Source organism: Candidatus Obscuribacterales bacterium (genome assembly GCA_019744775.1).
Classification (GTDB): domain Bacteria; phylum Cyanobacteriota; class Vampirovibrionia; order Obscuribacterales; family Obscuribacteraceae; genus SBAT01.
Genome location: JAIETZ010000004.1, coordinates 53,644 through 80,335, shown reverse-complemented (window position 1 = coordinate 80,335; position 26,692 = coordinate 53,644). Strand labels below are relative to the sequence as shown.

General features: G+C 46.8%; 22 protein-coding genes. 8 read left to right on the top strand and 14 right to left on the bottom strand.

The annotated features are described in order from the left end of the window. Window position 1: 1 nt before the first annotated feature. Window positions 2-1,099, bottom strand: a complete 1,098-nt coding sequence (ppk2, locus tag K2Y22_09950; protein MBX9878766.1) for a polyphosphate kinase 2 — start codon at window positions 1,097-1,099, stop codon at window positions 2-4. A 226-nt stretch (window positions 1,100-1,325) separates the two neighbouring features. Here ppk2 and K2Y22_09945 point away from each other — a divergent pair, with 226 nt between their 5' ends. Beyond that, window positions 1,326-1,775 carry a hypothetical protein gene (locus K2Y22_09945; protein ID MBX9878765.1) on the top strand — a complete coding sequence of 150 codons (450 nt, stop codon included), beginning with the start codon at window positions 1,326-1,328 and terminating at the stop codon, window positions 1,773-1,775. A gap of 104 nt (window positions 1,776-1,879) precedes the next feature. Here K2Y22_09945 and K2Y22_09940 read toward each other — a convergent pair whose 3' ends face one another. Both K2Y22_09940 and K2Y22_09935 read right to left on the bottom strand, forming a co-directional pair. Further along, on the bottom strand, window positions 1,880-2,794 hold the full coding sequence (locus K2Y22_09940) for a diguanylate cyclase (protein ID MBX9878764.1): 915 nt from the start codon (window positions 2,792-2,794) through the stop codon (window positions 1,880-1,882). 22 nt (window positions 2,795-2,816) lie between these two features. After that, the gene (locus K2Y22_09935) at window positions 2,817-3,203 is read right to left on the bottom strand and encodes a DUF309 domain-containing protein (protein MBX9878763.1); all 387 of its coding nucleotides are present in this window, start codon (window positions 3,201-3,203) and stop codon (window positions 2,817-2,819) included. Between the two features lie 121 nt (window positions 3,204-3,324). On the opposite strand from K2Y22_09935, the gene K2Y22_09930 reads away from it, so the two are divergent. Continuing rightward, window positions 3,325-4,182: a 2-oxo acid dehydrogenase subunit E2 gene (locus K2Y22_09930; GenBank protein ID MBX9878762.1), complete on the top strand. Its 858-nt coding sequence runs from the start codon at window positions 3,325-3,327 to the stop codon at window positions 4,180-4,182. 16 nt (window positions 4,183-4,198) lie between these two features. Here K2Y22_09930 and K2Y22_09925 read toward each other — a convergent pair whose 3' ends face one another. Both K2Y22_09925 and K2Y22_09920 read right to left on the bottom strand, forming a co-directional pair. Continuing rightward, complete coding sequence (locus tag K2Y22_09925; protein MBX9878761.1) at window positions 4,199-6,247, bottom strand: response regulator; 2,049 nt, start codon at window positions 6,245-6,247, stop codon at window positions 4,199-4,201. 9 nt (window positions 6,248-6,256) lie between these two features. Further along, on the bottom strand, window positions 6,257-7,744 hold the full coding sequence (locus K2Y22_09920; protein ID MBX9878760.1) for a response regulator: 1,488 nt from the start codon (window positions 7,742-7,744) through the stop codon (window positions 6,257-6,259). A 208-nt stretch (window positions 7,745-7,952) separates the two neighbouring features. On the opposite strand from K2Y22_09920, the gene K2Y22_09915 reads away from it, so the two are divergent. Both K2Y22_09915 and K2Y22_09910 read left to right on the top strand, forming a co-directional pair. Then, window positions 7,953-9,383: a carotenoid oxygenase family protein gene (locus K2Y22_09915; GenBank protein ID MBX9878759.1), complete on the top strand. Its 1,431-nt coding sequence runs from the start codon at window positions 7,953-7,955 to the stop codon at window positions 9,381-9,383. A 12-nt stretch (window positions 9,384-9,395) separates the two neighbouring features. Next, complete coding sequence (locus tag K2Y22_09910) at window positions 9,396-9,848, top strand: DUF2141 domain-containing protein (protein ID MBX9878758.1); 453 nt, start codon at window positions 9,396-9,398, stop codon at window positions 9,846-9,848. A gap of 533 nt (window positions 9,849-10,381) precedes the next feature. Here K2Y22_09910 and K2Y22_09905 read toward each other — a convergent pair. The 6 genes from K2Y22_09905 to K2Y22_09880 form a co-directional block, all read right to left on the bottom strand. Next, window positions 10,382-10,972, bottom strand: coding sequence for a hypothetical protein (locus tag K2Y22_09905; protein MBX9878757.1), 591 nt, complete (start codon window positions 10,970-10,972; stop codon window positions 10,382-10,384). Window positions 10,973-11,193: 221 nt separating this feature from the next. Beyond that, window positions 11,194-11,859, bottom strand: coding sequence for a hypothetical protein (locus K2Y22_09900; protein MBX9878756.1), 666 nt, complete (start codon window positions 11,857-11,859; stop codon window positions 11,194-11,196). A 64-nt stretch (window positions 11,860-11,923) separates the two neighbouring features. Further along, window positions 11,924-16,240 carry a DEAD/DEAH box helicase gene (locus K2Y22_09895; protein MBX9878755.1) on the bottom strand — a complete coding sequence of 1,439 codons (4,317 nt, stop codon included), beginning with the start codon at window positions 16,238-16,240 and terminating at the stop codon, window positions 11,924-11,926. 83 nt (window positions 16,241-16,323) lie between these two features. Continuing rightward, on the bottom strand, window positions 16,324-16,824 hold the full coding sequence (locus K2Y22_09890; GenBank protein MBX9878754.1) for a hypothetical protein: 501 nt from the start codon (window positions 16,822-16,824) through the stop codon (window positions 16,324-16,326). A 68-nt stretch (window positions 16,825-16,892) separates the two neighbouring features. Beyond that, window positions 16,893-17,378 carry a peptide-methionine (S)-S-oxide reductase MsrA gene (gene msrA, locus K2Y22_09885; GenBank protein MBX9878753.1) on the bottom strand — a complete coding sequence of 162 codons (486 nt, stop codon included), beginning with the start codon at window positions 17,376-17,378 and terminating at the stop codon, window positions 16,893-16,895. Then, window positions 17,378-18,115 (bottom strand): hypothetical protein, encoded by a 738-nt coding sequence (locus K2Y22_09880; GenBank protein ID MBX9878752.1) that lies wholly within the window; start codon window positions 18,113-18,115, stop codon window positions 17,378-17,380. Before K2Y22_09880 ends, msrA begins: the two co-directional genes overlap by 1 nt. A 222-nt stretch (window positions 18,116-18,337) precedes the next feature. On the opposite strand from K2Y22_09880, the gene K2Y22_09875 reads away from it, so the two are divergent. Further along, window positions 18,338-19,723 carry a peptide MFS transporter gene (locus tag K2Y22_09875; protein ID MBX9878751.1) on the top strand — a complete coding sequence of 462 codons (1,386 nt, stop codon included), beginning with the start codon at window positions 18,338-18,340 and terminating at the stop codon, window positions 19,721-19,723. 13 nt (window positions 19,724-19,736) lie between these two features. After that, on the top strand, window positions 19,737-20,315 hold the full coding sequence (locus tag K2Y22_09870; GenBank protein MBX9878750.1) for an SRPBCC family protein: 579 nt from the start codon (window positions 19,737-19,739) through the stop codon (window positions 20,313-20,315). Here K2Y22_09870 and K2Y22_09865 read toward each other — a convergent pair. The 3 genes from K2Y22_09865 to K2Y22_09855 form a co-directional block, all read right to left on the bottom strand. Then, window positions 20,302-20,754, bottom strand: a complete 453-nt coding sequence (locus tag K2Y22_09865; GenBank protein MBX9878749.1) for a PIN domain-containing protein — start codon at window positions 20,752-20,754, stop codon at window positions 20,302-20,304. The genes K2Y22_09870 and K2Y22_09865 overlap by 14 nt on opposite strands. Window positions 20,755-21,051: 297 nt before the next feature. Then, window positions 21,052-22,281 carry a cytochrome P450 gene (locus tag K2Y22_09860; GenBank protein ID MBX9878748.1) on the bottom strand — a complete coding sequence of 410 codons (1,230 nt, stop codon included), beginning with the start codon at window positions 22,279-22,281 and terminating at the stop codon, window positions 21,052-21,054. Between the two features lie 125 nt (window positions 22,282-22,406). Then, window positions 22,407-23,735 (bottom strand): MFS transporter, encoded by a 1,329-nt coding sequence (locus K2Y22_09855; GenBank protein ID MBX9878747.1) that lies wholly within the window; start codon window positions 23,733-23,735, stop codon window positions 22,407-22,409. A gap of 114 nt (window positions 23,736-23,849) precedes the next feature. Here K2Y22_09855 and K2Y22_09850 point away from each other — a divergent pair, with 114 nt between their 5' ends. Then, window positions 23,850-24,770 (top strand): hypothetical protein, encoded by a 921-nt coding sequence (locus K2Y22_09850; protein MBX9878746.1) that lies wholly within the window; start codon window positions 23,850-23,852, stop codon window positions 24,768-24,770. A 162-nt stretch (window positions 24,771-24,932) separates the two neighbouring features. Beyond that, window positions 24,933-26,663, top strand: a complete 1,731-nt coding sequence (locus tag K2Y22_09845) for a bifunctional transaldolase/phosoglucose isomerase (GenBank protein ID MBX9878745.1) — start codon at window positions 24,933-24,935, stop codon at window positions 26,661-26,663. The last annotated feature ends 29 nt before the right edge of the window (window positions 26,664-26,692 follow it).

Here is a 26,692-nt window from a genome sequence, read left to right as displayed (position 1 = left end):
CTTAGTCGATCTTGATGATATTTCTATGGAAGCGCCCGATGATGTTTGGATCGGGATGAATTGGTGTATTCGTGTCGCCTTTGCCGGGATAAGGGAAATGATCGAGTACGTAGCGGATGCTTTCCAGTCTTGCCAGGCGTTTGCTATTGGCTTTGACGATAATCCATGGACTAAATGAAGTGTGAGTTTTGCTGAACATCTCTTCTTTGTAGTGAGTGTAGACATCCCACTTTTCCTGAGCTGATTGGTCAACCGGGCTCAGTTTCCATTGCTTCAATGGATTTGTTTGACGGGAGACCATGCGCTTTAATTGTTCTTCTTTGGAAATAGAGAACCAGAATTTGATAATCGTTATGCCATCTTCATAGAGCATGTGCTCGTATTCCGGGACTTGCTGCATGAAACGCTTGTACTCGCCTTCGGTACAGAAGCCGTTTACAGGTTCAACTACCGCACGGTTGTACCAACTGCGGTCGAAAAATACAATTTCGCCTCTGTTCGGCAATTGTTTTGAGTATCTCTGGAAATACCACTGTCCTTGTTCTTCAAGGGTTGGTTTTGGAAGAGCTACTACGCGAATTGAACGTGGGTTTAAGTGTTCGGTAAAGCGCCTGATTGTTCCACCTTTACCGGCTGCATCGCGGCCTTCAAATAGAATTGCTACACGTCTGCCTGACTCTTGCACCCATCTTTGAAAACGCACTAGCTCTACTTGCAGTTTGACTAATTCGTCTTCATAGCGCAATGCCTCAAGGACATCGTTGACTTTGATTCGTTTTTTCTTGAGAAGAGCAAGTAAACCGCGATTGTTATTGATCAGTTGTAGATCTTCGCTCGTCAGTTTTGCTGCGGCCCGCCCAATAGCTGTTCTTGCCTGACTTTCATCGGATGGTGAAAATTCGATGTTGGCGAGATCCGGGTTATCGCTTTCGATGCGCGAAATTTCTAAAAGTCCGGCTTCTAGTTCCAGAGCCAGGTCATTGTGCGCCTCTGTAAACGTAATTGAAGTGCTCAGATCGTCTTCCAGTAACGCTTCAGCCGGTAAATTGCCGGAGCCTACGGAATTTGGGTTTTGGAAACCATCATTAACGCTGGACATTGAGCATTGGCCTCTTCACATTAGGCAAATCTACCGGGCAAATAATAATGGATTGACGACTGGCTTTGCATTAGAGCTAGTTTTAACGGTCCTTAGCAAATAGCCAATTTTGCCTCGCTGGTACTAGAATGGAGATAGAGCCGGGGTTTACAAAATGGCTTATCCAGTGACTAGTAAGATTACTCTTATCTCACGACCCTACGCTAGGAGGGCTGGATTGTGGCCGATGGTTGCCATGTTGGGCTTAAGCTGGGTTTTCGTTGCTCTATGGGCTTCTGTGGCTTATTGGGTTTTTCCTTATAGCCCGTTATATAGCGTATTGATAGGAGGATCGACTGCTGCCTTTTCTTGTCTGTTGTATCTGATGTCGCGCAAGATTTATTTTGATAGTTTTCGTAATTTTGAACTGGAAATAACAGACACGGAAGCAGTTCTTTCTGTGGAAGATTCGCTGCATCATAAACGCTCGCAACAAATGGTCCTTTTAGATGATGTGAAATATGCCGAGTACTATCCATTTACTGATTCGGCAAGTGTCATTCTGCATGCGCCTTACGCCGATATGGAAGTGCCTTTGTGGCCGATGGAAAATCAAGGCCATGACTTAATTGATTTTCTTGAAGGGCGCGGTGTTAATGTGGTGAATGTGCAGACGGACGATAAGATTCCGGATTAGCTTTGAACGCGTGAGATTTTTCGCGGGGCTCGGTAACACGGCGGGCGCATGCAATGCGCCCCTACAAGGACGAGGGTGATTTCGTCGACGCGAGAGTATGCGCCCTACGAGGAGATAAAGCTATTGCCGCGTTCGCCGGCTATTTCCATGTTTGTGCGGGCGCGATTAAGAATCTGTTTGCCGTCTGCGTCGTCATCTTCGGAAAGAATTGACACTCCGGCGCTGATGCTCAATTCGTATGAGTCGCTGCCTATAGTAAATGTGCTTTTGTCTATAGTTTGCAAAATACGTTCGGCCAGTCCGTCTGCCCCTGCTTTGTCGGTGTTTGGTAAGAGAAGCGCAAATTCATTGGTGCTTAAACGTACGGCAATGTCGGACTCGCGTTTGTGACGCAACAAGAGTGCGGCAATTTGCGATGCCATGGAGTCCGTGCCGTTTTGACCTCTGGTGCGTTGAATGTCCTTTTGTTGATCAACTTGCAAAAGAATTAGCGTAAGCGGCAATTTGTAGCGCTGCGACTGCACTATCTGCGATTTGACCATTTCCTGGAAATACCGCGCATTCTTGAGCATGGTCACTGAATCTACAAGTGTCAACTCTTTAAGTTGACTGTCCTTGCGTCGTAGTTCTTCTTTCAAGCGCCGGGTTCTCAAATTTGCCTTCACGCGCACGAGAAGTTCGGCTTCTGAAGCTGGTTTGATTAGAAATTCGTAGTCTTCCATCACCCATAAGCTGTGAGGGCTTTGCGTGTCATCTTCTGTAAGAAGGAAAATTACCGGAATATCTTCCGTGCGTAGATCAGCCTTTAGACGATTGAGCATTTCTCTACCGTTCATTAGCGGCATATTCAGGGCAAGCAATATTATTGCGGGGGCTCTAAGGCGGCATGATGCCAGACCCTTAATCGCATCAGGCGCAGTAATCGTGTTGTAGCCGGATTGCTTTAGCAGCGCAGTTAGATGATCGAGACTTTCGGATTCGCTATCGACCACTAGTATTAGTGGTTGTTCTTTACTCATTTATGACTCATGTAGGTGACGCCTACAGAAATCTTATCACCGGGAATTTGGTTAGTGTTTTCCCCGCAATCACTATTGGCATATCGCTTACTATTTGATCTACTAGGTCTTGAATATCAATCGGGTAAGCAGAAGATGCCGTCTGGTCGATTTTTGCTTGCTCAATTTTCGATAGTCCACGCTTAAATAGGCTCTCAGCTCCTTGAAAATTTAAGCGCCGCCAGTGGTAGTAGGCAACGGCAAACTGGATAATTGCCTGACTTAAGAGCTTTTCTGCCCCATTTTGAGTGCCCCAAAGGGTTTCCAGGGTCTCGTGACAGTCAAAATAGCTCTGGCTATTAAATTCTTCAATTCCCTTAATAAGCAGTGGGGGAATATTCGGGAACAATTCGTTCTGGTTTACACTCATGTTTATTAGTGGGCTGTAAGATATGAGAAGGGGATGCGAGCGACGACGGACTCAAAATGGTAGTATAAGTTGTCATTGTATGTTTTTGGCGGTTACAGGTTTTTTTTGCGGCTGAGGTCAAATGAACAATAAAGTTTCCAGTTCTGGACGTTATCACATCTCCGGCATGCCGCGCGCGCGCGGGGGCATATTGGATGTTATCCATATTGCCAGCGGTGCTGTGCCGGCTGCTACGTTATTTCTTGATGTGGATATGACCTGGGCAGAGAATTTGCGCAAAGAATATGAAAAGCGCGGTTGCAAAATTACAATGACGGCAATTGTGCTTAAGGCAATTGGTCTTGCTCAACTCGAGCACCCATTCAGCCGCACAGTTATGTTGCCCTGGGGCTCAACAATGACCCTAAATGAAATTGTCGCCGGATTTACTGTTGAAAGATACGTTGATGGAGTGCCGGGAGTATTTCTTGGTACGATTCGCGATCCGCACACCAAATCGTTAGAGCAGATTGGTGATGAGCTGAAAGCATTCGGATCAAAATCTATGGAGGAAGTGGCGGACTTGGAAGTGCAAAATCGCTTCTCTAAATTTCCGCTTTGGCTTAGACGGATGATACTTTGGACCGGCATGCATTTCCCGAGTATTCGTCTTAAGTACATGGGAGCAACATTTGGTGTTAGCAGTCTAGGCAAATACGGTATCAAGACGCTTATTCCGCCATGCATTACAACATCTATCTTTGGTGTTGGTTCAGTTGAAGAACGTGCCGTTGTACGCAATGGTGAAGTTATTGTTCGACCGATCATGACGTTGTCTTTGAACTTCGATCACCGCGCTATTGATGGCGCACCTGCCGCTCGCTTCCTGTCTGATGTGAAAAGGCTTTTGGAAGGTGAATTGGGTACGCATATGGGTGTAGCCAGCGAAAATATGGTGACTGTAGCACCAGCCGCTGTAGCGACAAACACTATTCCTTAATTAGGTACAGGACTCGCTAGCAAGAGCGCATCGCGTTTTCAATTTCGACGGACACAGAGTCGAGTGCTTTTTGCAGCGCGTTCACAAGACGGGGTATTTCATTCCAGTCATCTGCTTTGGCTGCTGAATAGAGTTGCGTTGTAATTTCAACCATTTCATAGGCATCAATTGTTCTTGAACTACCAAGTATCTTGTGAGCTTGTGCGGCTATTTCTTTGCTGTCTTTTTCAGCGACACATTTTTCTATCGTTAGTAAAGATGTTTTCACTGAACTTATGTATAGTGACAAGAGCATTGGTACTTTGTCCGGCGGCGCGATTTGTTTTATGCGCAAGAAGTTAAGGAGTTCCTTAGACTCCAGACCACCTGCTGAAGCCGACGCATCAGCGCGTTCTTTCGACTCACCACTCATAACTTTGGATTCGCGGGCAGATTCTACATCTGAAGTCGGCAAGTATTTTGCTAGCTTTTCTCTCAGTTGTTTTAGGGTATAAGGCTTGCTTAGATAATCGTCCATTCCGGATTGTTGGCAGCGTTCATAGTCTCCAGGCATGGCTCCGGCAGTCATAGCGACAATCGTTATGTGTTCTCCGGTTTGTTTTTCCATTTCGCGAATTCGTTGTGTTGCCTCATAACCATCCATTAAAGGTAAGTGGCAATCCATAAGGATAAGGTCGTACTTATTGCGCTTAATTTCGGCAAGTGCTTCCAGTCCGTCATCTACGACATGCCTCTTTAAACCAAGATGACTTAATTGCGTTACCGTAAGCTGCTGCAACAGCGAATCGTCTTCTACAACAAGGACATTGCCTAAGAGTTTGCCGGCTAAGACTGCCATTTTGTCGTCTGGTCCGCCCATGACGGCAGACTCGGGAGCCAAGTGCATAGGCACGGTAAACCAGAAAGAAGATCCACGTTGTTTGCTGCTGCTGACACCAATGCTGCCGCCCATAAGTTCAACTAAGTGTTTGCTTATCGTCAAGCCCAATCCGGCTCCACCATATCTGCGCGATGTTGACTGATCAACTTGCGCAAAAGGTTTGAAGATTTGATCACGTTCTTCAGTCGACAGACCAATGCCTGTATCGATGATTGTGAATTCTACATCCATATAGTCTGAATGATCAGCGCGGATGACGACTTGCAATGTGACTTCACCTTTGTCTGTGAATTTCACGGCATTGCCGACCAGATTTACAAGCACCTGTTTGATACGTGCAGGATCTCCAAAGAGACGACGAGGCACACGCGGGTCGACGTAGCATTTGAGTTTGAGGCGTTTGTTTTTCGCTGGAACTTCAAAGAGTCCCAAGCACTCGCGTGATAAATCATCAATATCAACAGGAACCGATTCGATGGTAACTTTTCCAGCTTCGATCTTCGATAAATCCAATAAATCATTTACAAGCGACAACAGTGCCTGCCCTGAAGACTGGACGCTTTCGGCAAAGGACTTTTGATCTGTCGTTAGTCCCGTATGTAACAAGAGCTCGTTCATGCCCAGTGCTGCACTTAGCGGTGTGCGTAATTCGTGACTTATATTGGCCAAAAACCAGCTCTTTAATTTTGAAGACTCAATTGCCTGGTCGCGCGCGCTTGTTAGTTGTTTGTTGACTTCCGAAAGTTCGGCGTTCAGATTCATATAGCGAGTATTGAGAAGTATCAACTCTTCATTGGTTTCCTTTAACTCTTTTGGGCTTGGCAATGACAAGGCTTTCGGTATCAACGGCCAGAGTACTATGGCTGTAATTATGGAAATAACTGCCGTAAAGCTATCGACGAGAGCTTCTAACCAATAATAGCCCTTGAAGATATTTAAAACAAAGACTAAGTGCGTTGTGCCGCAAGCAAGAATAAATGCTCCAAATAAAGCAAATATCCAGGAAAACGCCAGGTCTCTCCTGTTGCGCACAAAGAAAAATAACGCTGCTGGAATTGCATAGTAAGCAACAGCAATGGCTATGTTTGCTGTGATCAATATCGGCACGAGTCCTGAATTCCATTGCAGACAGTATCCATGGGGCATGAAATCATGACTGAATATGTGCTTGAGGAACTCCGGCATTGTTTTTCCCTAGCCTTCTTTGTGTGGTGTCATCACATTCTCTAGTCGTTCCTGTGCTTCCGTTATTAATCCCTGATCTCCTGATTGTTCACGAATTCTCAGTGACCAGGAGTAATAAAGCTCTGCTTGTTGATTGTTGCCTGCAGATTCGTACAGTTTCGCTAGGAATGTTACGTAATTGTCTAGCTTTGGATCAGTTTCATCTAGTTGCGTCTGGCGTACTTCCAGTGCTTTTAGATACAACGATTCCGATGCTTTGTAATCCTCGTGAGTGTAACAGGTGTCGGCTAATTTCGAGAGTAGCTGTGATATTTCTTGAGGCGCCACATCCTTAGCGGCTTCCGCAATTTGCAAAGCTGCCTGGCAAAGTGTGCGAGCAACGTCCCATTTGCCTTCTTTGGTTGCTTTCGATGCCATATCAAAGACAACTGTAATTGCTGCATTCACTGGCTGTGGGGCTGTTGCTGGGAGCTGCAATGGTGCCGATTTAACATTCGGCTGACGAATGCACTGGCGTAAGACTGTACTTGCTACTCCAGGATCGATCCAACTGTTGTTGGAAGCCAGCTGGTGAAGGGCGGTCAATAAATTGTCTGAAGAGCCGGACTTTAGAAGATAGCCGTCAGCTCCGGCCTCTATCGCGCCGATGATATCGGCATCGTCATCGCGACTCGTAACCATTAGTACTTTAACTTTGGGTATTTCCGCCTTAATGTGTTGCGTGCTGGCTACACCATTGAGCATCGGCAGTCCAATATCCATGAGAACAATGTCCGGTTTCAAATGCAAAACCTGATCCAATCCATCAAGACCATTACTTGCTTCACCTATGACAGTGAATGTCGGATCTGAACAGATTTGTTCTTTAAGTAGGGCTCTTATGAAGTGATCATCGTCCACAATTAAAACAGTAGAGACTTTCATTAATCGAGCCGGATTTCTAATTGGTTCTGTCTTTTGTATTGTCTGTTGTGCGCGATGGGCTACATATGGATTGTCATCCTCTTCAAGGTTTATTAGTATCTCTTGAGGGGTTTCCGGATTTTCAGCAACAGCGTAGCGGACATCGGCGCATTCGTCGTTGCTCAATATGCTCATGATTTCGGCGGTTGTACTACAATTCTCGGCGACAGCTACGCGAACTTCTACACATTCATCTTGAGCGAGCTTGTTTAATGTGTCTGCCGGACTGTTCTTGTTTTCCGCCACACGTAGGCGAACTGATTCGTCGGCAACACTGCCGAGGAAATCTAGAATTCCTGGTGGTGTTGTGTCATTAGTTGCAATCACCTTGTGGATAATTTGCATTTGGGGATCATCTAATCCCAATTCATTCGATTCCAATAACTTCTTGTCGATAAGTCTTTCGTCGCGGTCCGGGTCGTTTTCGGTAAGCTTCTTGTTGGCAGCTAAGACATAGTAAATCGCATCCTTTAGGTTGCGGTCTGTCGTGTTGTGGAGCCATTTTTGAAACTGGCGTGCGTCGAATGCTTCCATGCTTCGCGCCTCCTGAAATTGGGGCATAAACGGCAGGTCTTACCTGTCGTGGGCAAGCCGTTGATTGCGGCGTGCTTTGAGCGTCTGTGATGCCAGTTCCATCTAATAAGTGCCCCATTTAGGCTATAATTTAACAAATTCTTCCAAATCTTAAAAAGCCCTAAACGCCCATAGGCTAACCCTTACGAGGGGCCGCAAAGGACATATCTTGAGCCCGCCAAACTCATCTGCATCTACCGTATCGGCATTTGCCCCTGGTTTTGAGAGCCAGTTGCACGAATGTATCGACCTGAGTTTGCCTGTTAAGGGCAAAGTACCCGATTGGCTGGAAGGTCATCTTGTCCGGAATGGTCCTGCCAAATTTGAGGCGGGATTGCAGCAATATCGTCATTGGTTTGACGGGCTGGCAAAACTGCACAAATTCTCTTTTGCCGCTGGTGAGGCAAAACTTACATGCAAATTTTTGGAGACGGATGCCTATAGGATAGCAACTGCAGATAACCGTATTGGACTAGCTGAATTTGGTACCAACCCCAGTCGCTCCTTCATTGAAAAACTTGCCAATCCCTTCAATCCCATGCTCACCGATAATGCCAACGTCAATTTGGTTAATCTCAATGAGCATTATTTGGGCTTGACTGAAACAGTCAATACCGTGGAATTTGATTGTCGTGACCTGACTACAATCGGCAAGTTTACCTACGACGACAAGCTCGCCGGTCAAGTCACTACAGCTCACCCGCATTACGATTTTGAACGACGCGAACTATACAATTTATTGATTAAACTTGGTCCGACAAGTGCATATGTCATTTATAAAGTAGGTCATGGAACAACTGCTAGAAAAGAAATCGCTGTCATCAAAACTAAAGCGCCGTGCTATTTTCACAGCTTTGCCGTCAGTGCTAATTACATTATTTTGGTTGAGTGCCCATTCGTTGTAAATCCTTTGGACGTAATCCTGGGAAACAAGACATATGTTGAGAGTTATTCATGGAAGGGTAACAATGCAACTCGCGTGAGTGTTTACAGCAAGGAGCACGGAGAGCTTGTTGCCTTTGCTGAAACAGATGCATTTTTCTGTTTCCATCATGTCAATGCATTTGAAGAAAATGGCGACGTCGTCATTGACTTGCTTGCATATCCGGATGCTCAGATTGTGCAGAGTACTTATTTGGCCAACCTGAGAAATGAGGACTGTAGTTTGCCACTACCGAAGTTGCGCAGGTTGCGTTTGTCATTAGCGTCAAAAAAGATGTCTTCTGAAAATATCTGCGAAGCCGGACTGGAATTACCGCGCATTTACTATGAACGGGTGAATGGCAAGGCATATAACTACGTCTATGCGCCCGGTCAGGATGATGGGAAGTTTTTAAATAGACTGGTAAAGTTCAATGTGAAAACAAATGAGCTGAAAGATTGGCGGCAAGATGAGTGTTATCCCGGCGAACCGGTGTTTGTAGCGCGACCGGATGCAGTCAATGAGGATGATGGGGTTGTCTTGTCCGTGGTATTGGACGCCGCACGAAAAAAATCTTTCTTGATTGTTTTGGATGCTGCTTCAATGGATGAGATGGCACGTATGGAGTTGCCTTTGTTAGTACCTTTTGGTTTCCATGGTCAATTCTTTCGAAATTAATGGAGTAAGTAAATGCTTAAAAAGCGAATATGGTTATCTCTTGTTAGCGCAATGATTTTTAGTGCCGGGTGCTTTGTGCACGCAGCCGACCAGGGTACTCTTATTATTCACGTCAGTGGTTTGAAAAACAGCAACGGTTCTGTACGTGTTGCACTGTTCAACTCTGATGCATCGTATACGAATGATAAATTTACCGGTGAGACGGCTTTTCGCAAGGAGATTTTGCCGATTAAGAACAATGCTGCCGAATGTGCTTTCACTAATTTGCCGTACGGTGATTATGCAATTAAGTTGTTTCATAATGAGGACAATAGCGGCAAGTTTGAAACCGGCATATTTGGTATCCCGAAAGTGCAGTATGGTTTTTCCAATAACGCTCATGGGAAATTTGGACCGGCTGGATATGATAAAGCCATGTTTCATCTAGGTTCAACCGAGCAGTCCATGAACATAGAAATGCAGTAGTTATTGCGTACTAGATGGTACTGCAGCTACCGATTCAGCTGCCGGCGGTGTGAACGGCAATGAGCAATAAAGAGAGTACTGCGCCGTTGCCCCATAGTCGCAAGACCTGCTGTTAACGCCCAGGGACTGCTGCTTATCTAAAATTAGGTACGCAAAAACAACAACTTTCCACCCTATCTATTGTTCCTTCGGAAGCCTAATTTGAGCCATATTTGCCAATAATTCTGCCCCTTATGCGGTATGTTTTTCTTGATCTGTAAATGCCTAGCTCCAGTAAGGCAAGAGCTGGTGGGAAACTTCTAATGGCAAGATGAGTTGCGTTTTCTTGACATTTGAGGTTGGTGGATTTAACGTGGAATATAGATGAAGTTGAAACGCGCACCACCTGTGGTATTGGTGAGTCTTTCCTGCCGATGCGTGTTGCACCTTCTTGCCAATAACCAAATTACTGCCCGAACGCCAGAACGGACCATTGCAGATGTGGACCCCTACCGCATCTGCAGAGGCCCTTTCTTACCTTATGTCAACTTTGTTTAGTCTGCGTGCTGCGCAAATTGAGAAGTAATCTTGCCCCACCATGAACGTGGCTTGCGATGCAATTTGTGACGCATGCGGGATAGGTGAGCGTCATTCAGTTGCAAACGCAAATCTTGAAGTGAGTCTTGAACCTTGCTTGCAGAATCTGCCAATTTCATTGCTCTATCTGCTTGTGCTTGCAAGTCCGGCAAGAATTTCAATTCTGTTTCCAGTTGGGTTATTCGTGCTTGATCGGAAGCGCGTTCTGTCAAAAGAGAAATGATTTGATCTTTTGCGTCTACCAATTGCTTGCGCAAATCATCTTGTTCTGAATCCTCTTGCAAATTGGAAGATACTTCATTGCGCAGAACTTTGGCGAAACTTTCAAATAATGATGCCAGTTCTGCTTTGAAGGCGCGGGAAACTTCTACATTCAACTCAGGACGAGTGAATTGTTGAATGTAGGAGAGAAAGGTTTGGTAAAACGAAGCGCGTATTTCAAGCGAACGGGACAAACGCGAATTGGCCATGTTGAACTCGTCGACTACCGAAGGTGCGACAACTTCTCTTTCTTCTATTCCGCGAACTGCTGTTAATTGTGGACTCATCAAAATGTCTTTCTAGGTTTAATAAGTCTGCTAATTATGAAAATTGAGTTGATAGTTGTCCCTGGAAAAATTTAAGGTTGAGTCGGGCTCTGATCAAGCGAATATGTGGACTTGTAGAGCACTGACTGTGCAATACAAATATCCAATTATCGAAATAACAATCCAATCGATAGTGACTGGATATCTATGGTTTGCCGAATGATACCGTAACGATTGTGAAGTTACTTGTCACTTCCGAGACTAAACGACTCTTTGCTGAATGGTTTGTCGTCACTGTACTTCCAGCCGTTAGCTAGTCCTACTACTGGTCCGGACAGGACGCCGGCGCATAGTCCATAGGGGAAAGATACGCAAACTGCCGGAGCTACAAACAAAGGAAACTTGCTTTCGCCGACAATGTCCTTCACGCCATCTTTGGTGGCCATTATCGTGTGCTTAACGAAAGCAACTGGTGTGCCGCCTACTGCGCAAATCAATGTTGGTGGCAGGCGTTTTGGTAATGATTTACCGAAATTGCCGATTTTTTCAAATTGACCGGCTATGCCTGTCTTTGGAAAGGAGCCAGTTGGTTGCGGTGCCGGTGTAGATGTTGATGCATCGCCGCCCGTGGTGTTTTGGGCAATCGCTTTTACTTTTGGTTGTTTTACTGAATGGACTTTGACACTCGACTTTTCCTTCTTCTTTTTGGTTTCAACAGGAGTGTCTGCAACTGGAGTTGCTTCAGCTGGAGCCGGTTGAGTCGAGTCAATGATTGTCGGCATCGATGCCGGTGCCGGCATTGCCAGGAAAATTGGGTTAGGCGAGCTGTCTAGCGTGCCTTCAGCAAGTACCGGTGCAAGACTGGATGCTGCCAGACCACACAGGACAGATGCTAGAACTCTTCTCATAACGGCTTCTCCCAACCTAAAGTAAATATCACTGACAGGATTATCGCTTCATGACAACGGTGCATTAATGCTGATAACCAGTAAATTTTACCTGTGGTTCGACTGGAACGCCATCTTTATATGTGATCATTTGGCTAAAGTGACTGGCAATTTTTTGACCTGGCACCAAGATGCCCACCAGATTGAGAGGATCGGCCGCTGAAATTGTTACCGTTTCACCATTAGGCGGTTGCTTGCGCAGTGCTCTAAGTGATTCAACAGCTATTGGCAGGCCAAACTGCTCGCCCAAAAATCCACTTATGAATCTTCCCGCTCTCACTTCTCCCCTGTCTTCCAAACGCCTGAAGGCCATTAATAGCTCGCGCCATTTTGGAACTACATTTTCGCGCGCAAGAAGATCTCGGAAGACAACACCATAGCGTCGAAGCAGCATCCAACAGGTTGCTTCAACAATTTCATTGCGATCATTGGCAATTTCAGTTCGTGCCGGGCTGTGCGCTGAATATAGAAGTGACCAGCGTCCGGTGCTGTGGCGTGGACGAGAGTAACGCCCGCGTCCTTCGCCGGCACGTCTCTTTGGATCAATTAACGCCCGTAAATTATCGAAACCATCAGCTGTCACTAAGCCTGCCGTAACCAATTCCCAAAGCGCTGTTTCCACCTCAGCCTTTAGTCGACCGACTCCACGACTTATATCGCTGAAGAAAGACGCTCCATGTAATTTCAAAAATTCAAAGACATCGGCTGCCGCTTGCGAGAGAAACTTCACTTCATCGCCTTTGATATGCTTGGATGCCATCCAGTCAGACTCGTGACGAACAAAAAATGTCACAGGTGCAATGCTTGTTGGAACAACACGCTTAATACCGGAACTCTCATCAGGCAAAACAATACCTTCCAAACTAGCTGGGTGGGGTGACAATCGTCCCCAGCCAATTGCTCCTGTTAGACACAAGTGGTCAACTACATCAGGATCGTATTTCCTAATTCGCTTGGTAAGAATTGACGACTCCCAAGCATTTGCTGGAATTTCAAACCCTTGCAGTTGGCTCAGCACTTCAAGCGTACCGCGCTCACCTGTCAGCTGGCTGCCCGGTGTTACATGTTGCCAGCGTAGAAGCCATTGCATGAATTGTGCGGCAGTTACAGGTTCGATCTGCTTGCGTAAAGTACCGACTGTCAAATTGTGAATGCGTGAGAGCAAGCGACGCTCGGACCATTCTTCGGTGTTAGCACTGGTAAAGCGACCGCGCAAAACTAATCCTTGCGACTCGATAAAGAGCAGTGCTTGTTCAACATCTGCCGGCGCAAGACCTGTAATTGCTGAAAGCTCTTGCGCATTAGTTGGACCTAAGTGGAACATCCATCCTTTTATCGCTGCGCGAATACCATCGCCCCCGCCTGCTGATTCTTGAGGGATTTGCGCAGGTAAAACGACAAATTCCGCATCAGGGAAAATTGACTTGAAGGTCTCGACATTTTCGGCCGTCACCCAATAATTTCGACTGCCGACTTTTGCTTTGCCGACTCTCTTGCTGTTTAGAAGTTCTGCAAATAGATCGGACCATCTTTCAATATGTCTGTCAGGAACTGTAGACAGTTGATCGTCAATCTCCGCCAACTCCGGCATGATGATAAGTGTCTGCGTTAAGTCATAAAGCTCATGCGCGTCACGAATATCCGGCCATGCTTCTTGCTGCACGCGCTGGATGGTTTCCGGATCTAATCGACCGACTTCTTCTACAATGGACTGCGGCAAGACTCGTCGCATTTCGACCGCTCGGGCGCGTCTTTCTTCCAGTGGAGCATCATCTAAGTATGCGTATGGATTGGCATTGACTATTTCGGCGGCAAAAGCAGACGGTGTTGGTGTATCAATGGCAATACATTCAATTTCGCCGGCGGTAATTTCTGAAATTAGTTTTGTCAGTCCTTCAAGGTCCATTGCTTCAGTCAATACATCCTTCATCACTTCATTGATAAGAGGATGTTCCGGTACAACAATGTCGCCGTCGATGTTGTCCTGGCAAGCAGCTGCTTGGGGAAACACTGTGGCTAACAAATCCTCAGCGCGCATGCGTTGAATCTGTGGCGGTACTTTCTTGCCACCTTGATAGCGTAGCAAGGATAGTGCGCGATTTGCATCCCAACGAAAACGAGTATTGAAAATCGGCGTTTGTAAGGCTGCTTGTGTAAGTACTTCGGCCAGAGTTTCTTTGCTTAGAAAGCGAAAGACATCAGCCAATGGAAAACTATGTTGTTCCAAAAGTGAAATATTCAGACCGTCATCTGTAGCTGCTGCCTGTAATTCGAAATTGAAACTGCGGCAGAAGCGCTTGCGCAATGCTAGTCCCCAGGCCTTATTTATTCGCCCACCGAAAGGAGCGTGAATAACAAGCTGCATGCCGCCGCCTTCATCGAAGAATCTTTCAGCAATGATTCTCTTTTGCGTCGGCACTTGACCCAGGACTGTTTGTCCCTCGACGATGTATTCAACCAGTTGCTCGGCGCCGGATTTGTCTAGGTGGCATTCGTTCATTAACCATTCGACAATATCGCTGTTGTCGGGCGCATGCAATGCGCCCCTACGGGAGGCGTCGGAAAGTTTGTCGCTTATTTCTTGACGTAGTCTGCCAATGTGATCTGATAATTCTTCCGTGCGAGCGGGAGCTTCTCCTCGCCAGAATGGAACCGACGGAGGAGAGCCGTGAGCATCTTTGACTAAGACGCGACCTGTACGTTGCTCTACTCGTATAACTTGCCACGACGTTGTGCCAAGCAAAATAACATCGCCGCGATTGCTTTCAACGGCAAAGTCTTCATCAAGCGTGCCGACAATTGTTTCTTCCGGCTCGACGACCATGTTAAATAAGCCGGTCTCCGGAATTGCGCCACCGTTTGTAATAGCTAACATGCGACTACCGCGACGGGCGTGAACTGTTTTATTCACGCGATCGCGCAACAAGTAAGACCCTCTGGCAATTGTCCTGCCGGAGAAGCCTTCTGTGAGCATGTCCAGAATCTCATCAAACTGGTCTCTAGTTAACGACTGATATGGATAAGCACGGCTGACCATCTCAAACAGCTCATCTTCTTGCCAGTCGTTAGTTGCGCAAGAAGCCACTATTTGTTGCGCCAAAATATCCAAGGGTGCTTCCGGAATAATAATCTTGTCCAGATCGCCATGACTAATGGCCCGGCAGAGCGCCGCACATTCAACCAATTGGTCCCGTGTTGTTGCAAACACACGACCTTTAGGTGTTGCTCCTTTAAAGTGACCTGAACGACCAATCCTTTGCAGAGCCACTGCAATGGATCTAGGCGATCCTATTTGGCAGACCAAATCAATAGCACCGACATCAATACCAAGTTCCAGCGAAGCAGTGGCTACAAGAACCTTCAATTGTCCTGTTTTAAGCTTGTGCTCGGCAACCAATCTGATTTTGCGCGACAAACTTCCGTGATGGCTGGCTACTGCATCTTCGCCGAGTCTTTCAGATAAACGAAAGGCAATTCGCTCAGCTAACTTGCGAGTATTTACAAATACTAGAGTCGACTGATGGCTCTCGACTAGTGACGCGATGCGATCATAAATCTCTTCCCACAATTCGGCAGATGCCACCGGAGCCAAAGGTGCTCCCGGCACTTCAATCGCCAAATCTATTTTTCTTTTGTGTCCGGCATTCACAATTACAGGCTGAGCCCGTCCATTGCCGACCAAATACTGAGCAATTTGCTCAATCGGCTTTTGGGTGGCAGAAAGACCAATACGTAAAGGCGGCTTGAGAGTTAGTGCCTGTAGTCTCTCCAGCGAAAGGCAAAGATGAGCGCCACGCTTATCATCGGCAACTGCGTGAATTTCATCAACAATCAGAGTCTCAACAAGTTTCAGAGTCGCCCTACTCTTCTCGGCCGTAATGAGAATGTAAAGTGACTCCGGCGTCGTAACCAAAATATGTGGCGGACGCTTGAGCATAGCCCTTCGCTCATGCGCCTGTGTATCGCCCGTGCGCACAGCAACCCGAATAGGCTGCATTTCAATACCGCGCTCTTTGGCTAACTCAACAATTTCCGCCAGAGGCTGCTCGAGATTTTTATGAATGTCATTGCTCAAAGCTTTAAGCGGTGAAACATAAACTACATAAGTGTGGTCTTCGAGCTTCCCATCAACCGCTCGTCTGACCAATCTATCGATACAAGCCAAAAACGCCGCCAATGTCTTGCCCGACCCGGTAGGCGCCGAAATAAGCGTCGGTCTGCCGGCAAGAATATGCGGCCACCCCTCAGTCTGAGGCTCCGACGCCGTGCCAAATTTAGAGACAAACCAGTCTCTGACAAGTGGGTGCGCCCACGAAAGTGGAGTCGTGTCTTCTTTGTTCACAACTTACAATCGTAGCTTAAATTTGCTATCTATACCAGAATTACTGTGAAAACCACTGAATCTCGACTGAGGGCGTTGCTTCTCTATTTTGATTTGTCTTGCGCTTTCGATTCAAGTTTGTCTATTCGCTTCTTCAGCGAGGCTAACTCTCGCAAAAGATCTCCAGCGAGTTCACCGGTACTTTGTTTCGGCTTTGAGGATTGCCATAACTCAGAAGTTCGTTCGGCTACAAATAGGTAATCCTCTTTTTTGGCTTGTTTCCCAGCAGAGGACCCTAGTTTTTCCAAAACCCAATGTCTCACCATTGCTCCCATTGGCATTTGCAGCTTTGAGGCGGCTTCAACTAATGTTTCAAAATCCGACTTGTCGACTCTGAATTGTACAATTTCAGTTTTAGACATTTCCGATCTCGCATAGGAGCGAAGGTCTTTCATTGCTTTATTTATGTGTGCTGGTCGTTTTGGTTGCTTGCTCGTTGCAGTTTTCATATCAAATTCTTCTGTGGATTCATTGGCGATATCGAGTATTTGAAGACATTCGTCTTCAGTAATCTTGAGGTCACGATAATTGAACGTGATCCGCATTGACTATACCTATTGGTGTCATACATAGTGTATGACACCAATGTCACGCAAGCCAAGAGCTTTGGTGCCTATTCTATAGGCTGCGGCACGTGGCAGCTGGGTAATCCGCGGCGCTGGAAATACTTCTGGTGGTATTCCTCAGCGCGCCAGAATGTTTGGGCGGGTTCAATTTCAGTGACGATTGGACGTTTGAAGTGACCGCTTGTATCTAGTTTTGATTTGAGATTTCGTGCTGCCTGTTCTTGTTCTTTAGTATGGAAGTACACACCGGAGCGGTACTGCGATCCAATATCAGGGCCTTGTCTATTTAGTGTTGTCGGATCATGCAATCCCCAAAATATCTTGAGCAGTTGTTCGTAAGATACTTTGCTGGGGTCATAAGTCAATTGCACGACTTCAGCATGACCTGTCTCGTCGGTGCAGACATCTTCATACGTGGGACTATTGAGAGTGCCGCCCATGTAGCCGACAGCCGTTTCACTAACACCAGTGACTTGGCGAAAGGTTTCTTCGACTCCCCAGAAGCAGCCGGCTCCAAATGTTGCTTTTTCCATTACTTCACTTGATCTCCGGTTAGACTTGCTGTTTCTTCTGCTCGTTGCCCGGCTTTTTGGTAGATCTTATAGACCTTCTTGCGCAAGGCTTCGAGGTTTTTCATGTCCTTGTTGATAGCTAGAGCGGCATTGGCTATGGATGCGTTGTTTAGCATTGGTTGACTAGTGGTTTTTTCCAGCTCGGCCACTTTGTTGAAAGTGTCATTTACCAGTCCTACCCATTGCGCAAACATGGCTTTCACTTCTTCCTGTTGAGGTGCCGGCACTACTAGTGGTGCCTTACCTGCCAGCACGTCGTCACATTCGTCTTTCATAAGTTTAACGATTCTGCTCATGTCTTGCATGTATGCATCGACCCACTTCTTGCGTGGTGGCAAATATGCGCCTTGGGTAAATCCCGATGGCATGCTCAGTACTGTGTAGCCGACTACGTTGGGAGTCGATGTGAGGGTTACTTCGCGTCTGCTAACTTCCTCGCAGAGATCGCTTGCTGCTTCACGGACTTCTTGAATGGCCATGCCGATTTCTTTTAAATTCTCGAGCGAAACGACATAGACGTTGACCCCGACTTTGATGTCCGGCGCGTCACTTGGGTTGACACCCTTGCGTATGTCATCTGTTTGTTGAACAGGTGTCGTTGCTTCTTCTGCTGTTGGGTCAGGCGTTTCACCTTCTGCGTAGGCAAATGTTCCAAGAAGAAGAGACAGAGCAAGAGCGGCAGTAAGTGACTTGGTCATCGGTAAACCTCAATAATCGAAGATGATTTCTTTCTAGTATTGGTTATTGACAAGTCGAATGGTCAAGCTATTTCCGCTTTGATACTGCTTGACATTAGAGATATTGGCAACTTCTCCATTAGTTGGCAACACGTATTTCTTATACAATTTATGGTTTATCTGTGACTTATTCTGAGAGGTACGAAAGTGCAGGCAACGGTGGCGCAAGCGAGCAACAACACAATGACACATGAAACGCTCGATACCGGTGGACTCTTCGGACATCCACGCGGATTGACCACGTTGTTCTTCACCGAGCTGTGGGAGCGCTTCAGCTTCTACGGCATGCGCGCCATTCTTGTTCTTTATATGGTGGCAGCAGTTGCCGATGGTGGACTTGGATTTGATATTAAAACAGCCGCGATGATTTACGGCTTTTACCAAATGTCTTGCTACATGCTTTCTTTGCCGGGTGGCATTCTTGCCGATCGTTTAATTGGCGCAAGAAAAGCAGTGTTGATCGGCGGCATTATTATTGCGCTCGGTCACTTCACTTTGGCATTCCCATCAATTCAAACATTTTTCTTGGGCTTGATACTTATCGTTAGTGGTACTGGTTTGTTAAAGCCGAACATCAGCGCAATGTTGGGATCGCTTTATGCACCTGGTGACCACAGACGTGATGGTGGATTTTCCATCTTCTATATGGGCATCAACATTGGCGCAGCGATGGCTCCATTAGTCTGCGGTTACTTAGCGCAAGACTTAGGCTTCAAGAAAACAATTACTACCTGGGGATTCCATCCAGAGTCGTCGTGGCACTTTGGCTTTGCTGCAGCCGGAGTTGGCATGATCTTTGGACTCATGCAATATCTTGCTCAGCGCAAGCGCCTAGCTACGGTTGGCAATCCACCAGCAACAACTGTTAGTATGAAATCTGCGGGTGAAAATGGTCAGGCTGCTCCAGCAGCCCGACAGATCATGACCGTTGGTGAGTGGAAACGTTTGGGAGCGATTGGCGTATTGTTTTTCTTCACCGTGTTGTTCTGGGCAATTTATGAACAAGCTGGTTCATCGTTGACGTTATTTGCCGACAAATTAACTCGTCACGAAATATTTGGTTTTGAATTCCCATCAAGCTGGTTCCAGTCATTGAATCCGGTGTTCGTGATGATTCTGGCGCCGGTGTTCTCGCTCTTCTGGGTTAAATTGGGCGATAAGGAGCCATCCAGTCCCGCCAAGTTCACCTGGGGATTGCTCATTTTAGCTTTAGGTATCGGGCTAATGGTGCCTGCTGCAATGCTTACAGCGCACGGCTTGGTGAGCCCGCTATGGCTTGTAGCTGTGTATCTTGTTGAGTGTATCGGGGAACTTTGTTTGTCTCCTGTTGGTCTAAGTACTGTAACTAAACTTGCACCGTTACGATTCGTTGGGATGTTCATGGGGATTTGGTTTTTAGCATCGGCACTGGGAGATTTCGTTTCAGGAATCATTGCCAGCTATTTCGATACCGATCCTACTCATATGGTTTATTTGTTTGGTTCTATGGCTGTGGCAGCTATGGTTGCTACAGGAATTCTCGCCCTGCTTACGCCTAAGGTGCGTGAGCTAATGGGCGAAGTTCGTTAGTTTGGAGGTTACTGTGAATAAATTCGTTTTGACTTTAGCTTTGGCGGCAACACTCGCAAGTGGCGTTTGCAGCGCATCATTTGCAGGAGAAACGCAAAAGATTGCTTCAGCGACAAAACAATCTCATAAGGCTCATCATGCAAGAGCCAGCATGCTTATCAAAGCACCACCGGAAGTTGTCTGGGATGCCATTTTAGATGTGCCTGATTCCGACGACATGGCGTACAGCAAACAGCTAGAGCGCAAGGGTAACGTCGCGATTATCGAAGAGAAATACGTCAAGTTACCGATTATTGGCGATGCAGTAGCTGTCATCAAACAAACAGAAGATCCATACAAGCGCATTGATTTTGAATTAGTTCGCTCGGACAAATTCAAAGCAATGGAAGGTAGTTGGATACTAACGCCTGCAGACAACGGCAAACACACCATGGTGGAGTTAACCTCTTACACTGATGCCGGTGTTCCCATCCCGCGTTTTATCATTGATATCACAACGAAGCAACGTGTTAAAGGCCGCTTGCAGGAAGTACAAGCGTTTGTAGAAAAACTACAGAATCGCGTATCCACAAAACCGGTTACTTCGAAGTAGAGACCAATTCGTCTAGTTTTACGATCTCAATACCTTCAATCTTTGGAAGCTGCGAATCATTCGTTAAAAACACGGATGCGTTGTTAAGTATTGCTGTAGCAATTTGTATCGCATCGGGAGTGCGAATGTTGTATTCTGCTCGTATATGAGCGGCGCGATCAGCAATTGTTGTATTTGATTCTGCGATTGTTAAGCCACGCGAATTAAGCAAAATGTGTCGGTATTGTCCTGCCAAGTCAAATCTTTGCTCTCTTAATGGTTTCACCAATACTTCAAGCAGTGTTATGACTGAAGTGACTGCCTCAAGCTTGGAATCTGCAATTGCTTGAAACAGTGGTTCTATTAGTGGAAAGTAAGTAGCATTTTCTTCTATGTAATAGATGAATGGCGCAGTGTCTATTCCGATCGTTTTTCCAGAGAGCGAGCTTATCCACTCCAAGAGTCACGCTCCTTGTTGACGTAATCCTGGGCATCGAAATCATGCCAGATTTCCTTTCCCAATCCGCGGAGGGATGAAATGCTAGCGTCCTTCTGCTTAGAATTGGCGATTTGGCACTCCATTACCTTAAGGAGTTGCGCTTGTTGCGGTTCCGGTAGCTGCTGCAAAAGATGTAGGATTCGGTTATAAGACTCAGTCGACATAATCTACTACCGTGCTGGGGCTCCACTATCCATAATATACCCATGCTCAACTTCGCTATGTTAATTGTTGCCCGTGTAAGGTAGATTGGGTGCGCTAGAACGTCAGCCAAAGCTCTTGCAGCCCGCGTAATGCCGGGTGTCTGCGGAAGCGTACTTCTTTGCCGGGCTTTATTTGGAGATTCGGTAGGCGTTTAAACAGCGTGGCAAAAGCGATTTCTGCTTCAGTCTTAGCCAGCGACCAACCGAGGCAGTGGTGAATTCCTGCGCCAAAGGAAAGGTATTTGCTGTCCTTGCGCGTGATATCAAATTTGTCCGGATCGGCAAACATTTCTGGATCGCGATTAGCTGCCCCGACGAACATGACCATCAAGTCATTCTTCTTGAGCTTCTTGCCGCGTATTTCCGTGTCTTCTAACACCATACGACGAACTAGTTGAACTGAAGAATTCCAGCGGAGAACTTCATCGACTGCCTGAGGCATAAGCTCAGGATTTGCCTTGAGGATTGACAGCTGATCAGGATGCGTGAGAAAAGCGTGTACGCCATTACCAATTAGATTTACAGTTGTCTCGTGTCCGGCAAGAAGCAATAGAACACAGTTTGCCAGCAATTCATCTTGTGTAAGCTTATTGCCTTCTTCTTCAGCTTGAACAAGCGCGGAAATCAAATCGTCTTTTGGATTCTTGCGGCGATCTTCGGCAATCGGGCGGAGGTAATTGATAAATTCGCCGATTGCTTTGTTGGCAGCCAGCAATTTGCCAAGATCAAATCCGCCGCCTAAGTCAAATGCAAAAGTAATTGGAGTGGACCACTTTTTGATCTTGTGCAGATCTTCGGGAGGTACTCCCAACATTTCGGAAATAACGGTAACAGGAAGAGGGAATGAAAATTGAGACATTAGCTCCACTTCGCTGCCCTTCACAATTTGGTCAATGAGTTTGTTTGAGATGATCTCGATGTGCGGACGCAGTTGCTCGATCATCTTCGGGGTAAACGCTTTATTGACTAACCCTCTCAATCGTGTGTGATCTGGAGGATCTTGCCTCAGCATAAAGAGAGCTGATGCCGACAAGAGCGGGAAAAACTTAGGGTTTAACATGCGAGTCAACCAGAAACGTTGCGCTGGTTGAAACTTCTTGCCAAATTTGATGTCGCGAATGCATGCGTTAATGTCGTCCCAGCGGGTCAGTATCCACTGGTTGCTGTTGTCGCTCCAGAATACAGGATCTTCTTCGCGAAGCCGTTTGTACCAAGGATATGGATCTTGAATAAATTCATCCGTCATGGGATTCAGTGGATCGCACAGTTGAGTGGCTAGTGACATTAGTGCTCCTTTGGTGGGCGGGCGCATGCAATGCGCCCCTACGAGATCCTGCTACGGTTGGTGTGTATGTAATGCGTCTCTACGAAATTCAGCGGGTGCAGGCGTTGTGCCCTGACGAAAGTAAGTTACGACTGACGGGCTGCTTCTTGTCCGCGCTTCATATTGATGGTTGTGGCCAGTGCTAAAGCAACACCGAAGAATATGCAAGTGCAGAAAATTGCCAGGCGGTGATTTCCGCCAGTTGCATATGCCATTAAGCCATAGCTAATTGGTCCAATTATGGCTGCGGTTTTGCAAGCAAGTCCCCAGAGTCCGAAGAATTCTCCGGCGCGTCCTTCTGGTGTTAACAAGCCGACTGTGGCGCGACCGGCAGTGAAACTGCCGCCGTTAGCAGCACCTGCTAATGATGCGGCAATCCAAAATATAGTGCGATCCGGACTAAATGTAAGTGTCAGAACAGACAAGAGCCACAATGAAAGTGCAATGAGTAGAGTCTGTTTCGATCCGACTCGATCTTGGATTTCACCAAAAACATAAGCGCCACCAGTAGCCGTTAAGTTGATTACGATAAACAACATAATCGCATCGGATACTGAAAAGCCCATAACTTCATGAGCGAATACTGATGCCAGCACAACGACCGTCGAGGTGCCGCATGTATACATCATTACTGTTAGAAGAAGGCGGAAAAGATCTTGAAACTTTGGCGCATCTTTTAATGTTTCCATCAGACGATGTGTGCCGATTGACCAATACGTCTGACCTGCAGGCAGCGTTTTTGGTTTTGCGTGCTCTTTAACAAACGCAAAGAAAGGCAATCCAAAAACCGCGTAGTTGATAGCGACAAGAACAGCAGTCATTGGAATGTATTCGGCTGGTTGCTGACCGGCAGCTTGAGCCCAATCTACATAAGCTTTGCAGGCCATTAGAATTATCAATGCACCGAGGTGGCTTATAGTGCAACCCCAACCGGAGACACGTCCCATATTTTCCGATGTGCAAATTTCAGGCAGAAAGGAAGCTAGGAAATTTTCGCCGGTGGAAAACATGAAGTAGGAAAGAGTTATCAAAGCAAATGCTAGTACGATGGAGCCAGGACCAGTGAAAAACAGTAGTGATGTCAAAATGATGCAGCCGATAGTCGCTCCGAATAGCACCGATTTCTTGGCGGCGCTGTAATCGCAGAGTGCACCTAATAATGGGGCGGAGACAACTACAAGCAAATTGGACAGACCTACAGCCAGCGTCCACAGCAATGTCGAAGTGCCTTTGTCGAACCCCGCGCCCTTAGCTATAACAGTTACGAAAAATGTGTTGAATATGGCTGCGGCGACTACTGCCGGATAGCCGGAGTTTCCGAAGTGATAGAGCACCCAGGCGATAGCTTGGGATTTGTTGTTGCCCGGTGACGTTGTCGTAGCAGGTTTTTCCATCGTAGGCGCGCTTGTTGACATGGCTGTTTTCCTAAACGAGTGACTTAGAAACTCCACGGATATTCTACAAGCTTGTGTTACATTCAGTTTCAGTATTAGGTTAAACGGGAAAATTTTCGGTAGAGGTTGCTAAGAATGCAGAGAATTAAGTACCTGGCCCTTTCGATACTGGTTAGCACTGCTCCTGGACTGTGTGCCGAAGCAGCAGCGGTTAAGCCGGGTGCCGCCAAGCCGGCAGCTCAGGTTAAGCCGAAGGCAGTACCGCGTGTTTTCGTGGCAGCAACAGACGGCAGCATTTTTAAGCGGGTGGATGCAACAACTTTGCTGTTGGCAAAGGGTAATTTGCTGGTTTCGGTTAAGCCGCCTCTGCAGTCAGGTATGATCAAGACCGCATATGGAACCGTTATCGTCCCAGCCGATTCGGTAGTCTATGTCAGTTTGGCTAATGGTGAATTGCAAGTGCAGCATTTGCATGGCACAAGTGGCAGCAATCTTTCTGCAACACTCAAGACAAGTCTCTTCAAAGATGCAAGCGACAAGCCGTTGACAATTGCTGTTGGACAGCATATGCACGGGGCTGTACCTGTACGGCAAGTGGATCCGACAACGAAAGAAGCGATACCGCCATTGCCGACTCCCGTGCCGACGGTAGCACCTATTAGCGAAGCCGGTCTGCAGGCAACAGGCAAGACCATTACTTCGATGATGAAGAATATGCCTAATCCCGCTTCACGTATGCGATTTGCCTCTGTGACCAAGACACCGTTAATTGATAATTGGGTTGATGATTTCGACATTGATTCCGATAGTGTTTTCAACGCCACGGGTAGTGATACCACAACGAGTATCGACTCACCTAACGATGTTCCGACAACCGACATTCAACCTGCCGACAGTTTTCAGACAGCGCGTGAAAATGTTCAGCAAGGCGAATTCCAACCGGAAGCCGCCGCGGAAGATGACAGCGGCTTAGAAAGCATGTGGGGACGCAATCAAGAAGGACCAGATGTCGATGCAACAGGCGGAATGTTGGATCCGGTGAGTTCGTTTAATTAGTTTCCAGCCAAAAAGGGCGCATGCAATGCGCCCCTACAACAAGTGAATGGTATTTCTATAGTTCATTGAAGTTGGTTCAGTGTACGTGCGTAGGGGCGCATTGCATGCGCCCGTCATATGCTACGATCACCAGCGTTTATATCGACGCTCGAGGTCACAAACGTGCAAGTTATCGATCGGATAAGTTATCGATTGCCACAAGAACTCACATCGGCAGTCAAATCGTCTATAGAAGATTGGCAAAAGAATAACAAAGTCAAGCGACTCTGGGATAAAGACGCTAGCTTGTGGACGGGTGATGACGAAGGCAAGTGGCTGGATTGGTTGCACATTACAAGTGATCAAATTAAGCAGATAGATGCGTTGCAAAAACTTGCTGCCGAAGTCAAGCAAGAAGGCTTCACGCATATCTTATTGTTAGGTATGGGCGGATCGAGTCTTTGTCCGGAAGTTATGTCGATTACTTTTGGTCAACAAAATGGATTTCCAAAATTGCTCATTCTGGATTCAACAGATCCACAAGAAGTTCAAACAAGACTTGACTCAATCGATTTGAAAAAGACATTGTTTATTGTCTCCAGCAAATCCGGCAGCACGCTTGAACCAAATATTTTCAAACAGTTTTTCTACGCTAAGGCAGAAGAAGCACTCGGAAAAGGCAATGCCGGAAAACATTTCGTAGCTATTACCGATCCAGGATCCAAAATGGAACAAGTGGCGAAGAAAGATGGTTTCCGTCACATCTTCTACGGCTTGCCTGGAATTGGCGGACGTTATTCAGCACTTTCCAATTTCGGTATGGTACCTGCTGCCGCTGCCGGAATTGATGTCGCAAAATTCTTGAAGAACACACAAGAGATGGTTGAGTCATGCTCGCCATCACATCCGGTAGAACAAAATCCTGGAGTTATTCTCGGTATCATTCTTGGTGTTGCGGCAAGATCCGGTCGCGATAAGTTGACACTTATCACATCACCGGCAATTTACGACGTAGGTGCTTGGCTCGAGCAATTAATTGCTGAGTCAACAGGTAAGCAAGGACACGGAATTATTCCTGTCGATCGTGAGTCTCTAGGCTCTCCTAACACATATGGTAAGGACAGAGTCTTCGCTTACATTCGTCTTGAATCTGACGCTTGTACCGAACAAGACAAATTAGTAGATGCCTTGGAAAAAGCCGGACAACCCGTTGTCCGCATTTCCATTCCGGACATCTATCATTTAGGACAAGAATTCTTCCGTTGGGAAATTGCTACGGCTGTTGCCGGTTCTATAATCGGCATTAATGCCTTCAATCAGCCCGACGTGGAAGCCAGCAAAGTCGTCACCCGTGAATTGACCACCGCCTACGAAAAGACAGGCTCATTGCCCGCTGAGAAGCCTTTCTTTGAGGAAAATGGCATCAAACTCTTCACGGATGAGGTAAATGCTAAGGCTATTACCCAGGCTGCAGGCTCGGACAAGACCCTTGCCGGTATGCTTAAGGCTCATTTGGGACGCCTCAAGGCAGGAGACTACTTTGCCCTGCTCGGCTACATAGAAATGAACAACCGGCACGAGAAGGCATTGCAGGAAATTCGCCACCTGGTAAGGGATACAAGGCACGAGGCAACCTGTCTGGGCTTTGGTCCGAGGTTCCTTCACTCGACAGGACAAGCCTACAAAGGCGGTCCAAATTCAGGCGTTTTCTTGCAAATTACTGCTGACGACAAAAAAGATCTACCTGTACCGGAACAAACCTATACCTTCGGCGTCGTAAAAAGTGCGCAAGCACGCGGCGACTTTCAAGTGTTAGCTGAACGACAAAGGCGAGCACTGCGTGTCCATGTGACCGGCGGTGTGGAGGCTGGATTAGCAAGATTAAAGGAAGCGGTAACGAACGCCCTTAGCTGACGTCAATGCAGATACTTAGAGCGATTTAG